Below are 4234 nucleotides of genomic sequence, written 5' to 3'. Positions count from 1 at the left end.
AACCCGGCCCCGGCCCCGGGTGATCGCGCGACCCGGGCGGGGCCGGGCCGGATCCCGCACGCGCGCCGCCCCGGCCCCCGCACGACGCGGGGACCGGGGCGGCGCCGCTCCGGCGACGGCTTCGAGGACGGCGACGGGCTCAGTCCACGCCGGCGTAGGAGTGCAGGCTGTCGACGAACATGTTGACGCCGTAGTAGTTGAACAGGAAGCACAGGAAGGCGAAGATCGCCAGGTAGGCGGCTTTCCGCCCGCGCCAGCCGGCGGTGGACCGGGCGTGCAGGTAGGCGGCGTAGCCGAGCCAGGTGATGAACGACCACACCTCCTTGGGGTCCCAGCCCCAGTACCGACCCCAGGCGTTCTCGGCCCAGATCGCCCCCGCGATGATCGTGAAGGTCCACAGCGGGAAGACCACGGCGTTGATCCGGTAGGCGAAGCGGTCCAGGCTCACCGAGGAGGGCAGCCGTTCCAGCACCGAGGTCGTGACCCGGCCGGGCGTACCGCCGGCCAGGAGTTTGCTCTCGTAGCGATCCCGGAAAAGGAACGCGACGGTGGCCACCGCGCCCAGGTAGAACATCGCGCCGCAGACGATCGCCAGCGACACGTGGATCCACATCCACACCGATTGCAGGGCGGGCGGCAGCTGGTCGCTCTCGGTGTACAGGACGGTGACGGCCAGGCCCAGGTCGAGCAGGACCGTGGTCACCAGCGGCAGACCCAGCCAGCCGACGTTGCGACCGGCCAGCATGAAGGCGAGGAACGCGCCCACCGCCACCATCGAGAAGGTGGTGGAGAACTCGTACATGTTGGCCCACGGGGCCCGCTGCACGGCGACCGCGCGGAGCACCACGCCGCCGAGGTGCAGCACGAAGGCCAGCACGGTCAGCGAGACGGCGATCCGGCCGTACAGGTCGCCCCGTTCGTCACCGGCGGCGGCACCGGGACCGTCGGGCACGTCGTCGCGGCCGACCGCGCCGGAGCGGGTGACGACGGTCGGGCCGTCCCCGCCGGTCCTCCGGCCGGTGTCGGGGCGCTCCAGGACGGAGGTGGCACCGCCCTTGCGGACGGTGACCGCGGGCACGGCTCCTGCGGCCGCCCTCCCGCCTCCCTCGGCGTCGCCCTTCCCGGCGGTGGTCGGGGTGAGGGCCGCGGCGGTGCGGGCGACACGGCTGCGGCTGCCGAAGGCCCACTCGGCGATGTAGGCCAGGAACGCCAGCACGTACACGGCCATCGCGGAGTAGACGAGCAGCTTGCCGTAATCGGCGAGCCCGGCGTCGGCGTCAAGCATCGCGGGACTTCTCCTTCCGGTCCTGGGTGGGTTCGGCTCCCCCGGAGCCGGGGTCCCCGGCGGCGTCCGCCCGGGGGGCGGACGGACCGTCGGGAAGGTCTTGGGTGGGTTCGGCGTCACCGGCGTCACCGCCGGCGGGGCCCTCGGGACCGGCCGCGGCGCCCTCGGGATCCCCGCCCTCGGGCAGCGGTGGGGCCTGCCGGCTCAGCACCGCGGCCAGTTCGCCCAGCTCCTCCGGGATCCGGGCGGACTCGGTGCGTCCCAGCGAGCCCATCTCCACCAGGGTGCGGCCGTCCGGTCCGGCCGTGGCCCGCACCCAGACCCGGCGCCGCTGGATGAGCAGCGAGGCCGCCAGGCCCAGCACGGCGCCCACGGAGCCGGCCAGCGCCCAGCCGTTGGCGGCGGGGGTGGAGATCTGGAAGCTGGCCCAGCGCTCGAAGCCCTCGAAGGTCAGCTCCCCCTTGCCCTCGGGCAGCGCCCAGGTGTCACCGGGCTCCATGCTGATGCGGCGCGGCTCGCCGGTGGGGTCGAGGAACTGTTCCATCCGGCTGGTGTCCAGCTGGTAGACGTTCTGCGGGATGCCCGAGTTGAGCCCCAGGTTGCCCCGGTACGCGGTGAGGGTGAGCACAGGGTGATCGGGCTCGGGGAAGCTGGAGTGCGGCCCCCGGTCCTCGGTGATCCGGTAGGTCGGGCTGAAGATGCCCTGGAAGCCGAGCTGATCGGGCTCGCCGTTCTCGTCGAGGTAGTCGGTCACCTTGATGACGCCGGTCGCCGTGCCCGCCATGTCCTGCGGCAGGAACGGCACCGGGCCGGTGAAGGCGACCTCCCCCTGACCGTCGGTGACGGTGACCACCGGCGCGAAGCCGTGGCCGATCAGGTAGATCTTGGCGTCGCCGATCGTCAGCGGGTGGTTGACCTCGATGGCCGCGTCGGTGCCCTCGGTGTCGCCGTCCCGCCAGTAGGTGACGTCGGCCCGGAACTCGCGGGGGGTGCCCAGGTCGGGGCCCTCGCGGGCGAAGCGGGCGTGGAACTCGTTCAGGTCGAAGCGGAACCGCTCCAGTTCCCCGATGTCGAACAGCGCGCCCGACCCGAAGTCGTCGTACTGGGTGAGCGTGTTGGTGAAGCCGCTGCCGACGACGACCAGCTTGCCGCCCTCCGAGCGGTAGAGCTGGCCGGCGGCGAAGGCGATGAGCATGACGACCAGCGCGATGTGGAAGAGCAGGTTCCCCGCCTCGCGCAGGTAGCCCTTCTCGGCCGCCACGGCCGCCGGGCGGGCGCCGGTGCCCGTGCCGTCCCCGTCGCGGGCGGTGCGGAAGCGGCGGCGGCGCAGCTCGCCGTGCGCGGCCTCCAGCACCACCGCCGGCTCGGCGTCGGTCCGCCAGTGGACCGAGGCGGGCATCCGGTCCAGCCGGCGGGGGGCGCGCGGCGGCCGGGAGCGCAGCTGACCCACGAACTGCCACGTGCGGGGGACGATGCAGCCGATCAGCGAGACGAACAGCAGGATGTAGATCGCCGAGAACCACACCGACGAGTACACGCTGAACAACTGGAGCCGCTCGTAGACGTCCGCCAGTGCCCCGTGACGGGCCCGGAAGTCGGCGAGCACCGCCGGGTTGCCGGTCTCCTGCGGGATGAGCGAGCCCGGGATGGAGGCCAGTGCGAGGAGGAAGAGCAGGATCAGCGCGGTGCGCATCGAGGTGAGCTGACGCCAGTACCAGCGACCCCAGCCGAGGAGTTCGCGGCCCAGCCAGGCCAGCGCGCCGCGCGCGCCCGGCTCACGGGCCCCGCCGAAGGAGCCGGAGCCGGCGGGGCCGTCCGGGCCCCCCGGGCCGTCGCCCGACCCACCGGAGCCCCCGGGGCCACCGGGGTCCTCCTCACCGGGGCCGAGCCGGCCCTCGGGCCCGGCGGCGGACCCGGGGAAGTCGTCGGGGGCGTACCCGGTCGCCCCGGTCCCGGGGGGCCGCTCGATCGTCGTACCCGTGTCCCTGTGCTCACCCATGGTGCCCACCGATCGCTGTCTCTCGCTCCGTCTCCGTGTCCGTTCCCGCGCGGTGTCCGCCCGGTGGGCGGGGATCCGGCGGGTTCGGGGGAGGCCCGGTCGTGGCGGGGGAACCCATCTCAGATCCCCACCGTGAAGCCGGCGGACCACACCGTCAGCTGGTACACGATGCGGTCCCACACCCCGGTGACCAGCAGCAGACCGGTGAGGATCATCATCACGCCACCGATCCGCATCACCAGCGCGTAGTGCCGCTTGACCACGGAGAAGGCGCCCAGCGTCCGTCGGAAGGCCAGCGCCGCGAGGATGAACGGCAGACCCATTCCCAGACAGTACGCCGCCGTCAACAACGCCCCGCGCCCGGCGGTGGCCTCGTTGAAGGCCAGGAAGTTCACCGAGGCCAGGGTCGGCCCGATGCACGGCGTCCAGCCGATGCCGAAGACCACGCCCAGCATCGGCGCACCGGCCAGCCCGGCGGTGGGCCGGGTGTGGAAGCGGAACTCGCGCTGTCCCATCCGGGGCACCAGCCCCATGAAGAGCAGGCCCAGCAGAATGGTCAGGACCCCGAAGACCCTGGTCAGGAACTCGCGGTGTTCCTGCAGGACGTTCCCGACACCGCCGAAGAGCGCCCCGGTGGAGATGAACACCGCCGAGAAGCCGAGCACGAACAGCAGCGAGCCGAGCAGCATCCGACCGCGCCGTGCCTCGCCCAGGTCCGCGCCGCCCACACCGGTCACGTAGCTGAGGTAGCCGGGGACCAGGGGCAGCACGCAGGGGGAGAAGAAGGAGACCAGCCCGCCGAGGACGGCCACCGGGATCGCCAGGACCAGGGCGCCGTCGAGAACGGTCTCGTTGGTCCCGGTGTAGGCCGCGAGCAGTTCCGTCATGGTGGGCCTGGTGTCCTTCGTGTCCTTCGTCGGGGCGGGGGCCTGTCTCGTATACACATCTCC

At 72.7% G+C, this 4234-nt stretch carries 3 protein-coding genes; all 3 read right to left on the bottom strand.

Going from position 1 to position 4234, the window contains the following annotated elements; all coding sequences use genetic code 11:
* Positions 1–139: 139 nt before the first annotated feature.
* The 3 genes from ccsB to FNQ90_RS14370 all read right to left on the bottom strand — a co-directional run bounded on the left by ccsB (position 140) and on the right by FNQ90_RS14370 (position 4171).
* Entirely contained in the window at positions 140–1285 is a 1146-nt protein-coding gene (gene ccsB / locus FNQ90_RS14380; protein ID WP_182606751.1) for a c-type cytochrome biogenesis protein CcsB, read from the bottom strand.
* Positions 1278–3284, bottom strand: a complete 2007-nt coding sequence (locus FNQ90_RS14375; RefSeq protein WP_182606750.1) for a cytochrome c biogenesis protein ResB — start codon at positions 3282–3284, stop codon at positions 1278–1280. Before FNQ90_RS14375 ends, ccsB begins: the two co-directional genes overlap by 8 nt.
* Positions 3285–3403: 119 nt before the next feature.
* Entirely contained in the window at positions 3404–4171 is a 768-nt protein-coding gene (locus FNQ90_RS14370) for a cytochrome c biogenesis CcdA family protein (protein ID WP_182606749.1), read from the bottom strand.
* Between the last annotated feature and the right edge of the window lie 63 nt (positions 4172–4234).

Source organism: Streptomyces alkaliphilus (assembly GCF_014141535.1).
Lineage (GTDB): Bacteria > Actinomycetota > Actinomycetes > Streptomycetales > Streptomycetaceae > Streptomyces > Streptomyces alkaliphilus.
The sequence above is the reverse complement of the archived record's forward strand: the minus strand, read 5'-3'. Positions and strand labels throughout refer to the sequence as shown.

Excerpts from the sequence above, each read along its gene's own strand:
- FNQ90_RS14375 (WP_182606750.1), bottom strand. The coding sequence starts at position 3,284 with ATGGGTGAGCACAGGGACACGGGTACGACGATCGAGCGGCCCCCCGGG.
- FNQ90_RS14370 (WP_182606749.1), bottom strand. The coding sequence starts at position 4,171 with ATGACGGAACTGCTCGCGGCCTACACCGGGACCAACGAGACCGTTCTC.
- ccsB (WP_182606751.1), bottom strand. The coding sequence starts at position 1,285 with ATGCTTGACGCCGACGCCGGGCTCGCCGATTACGGCAAGCTGCTCGTC.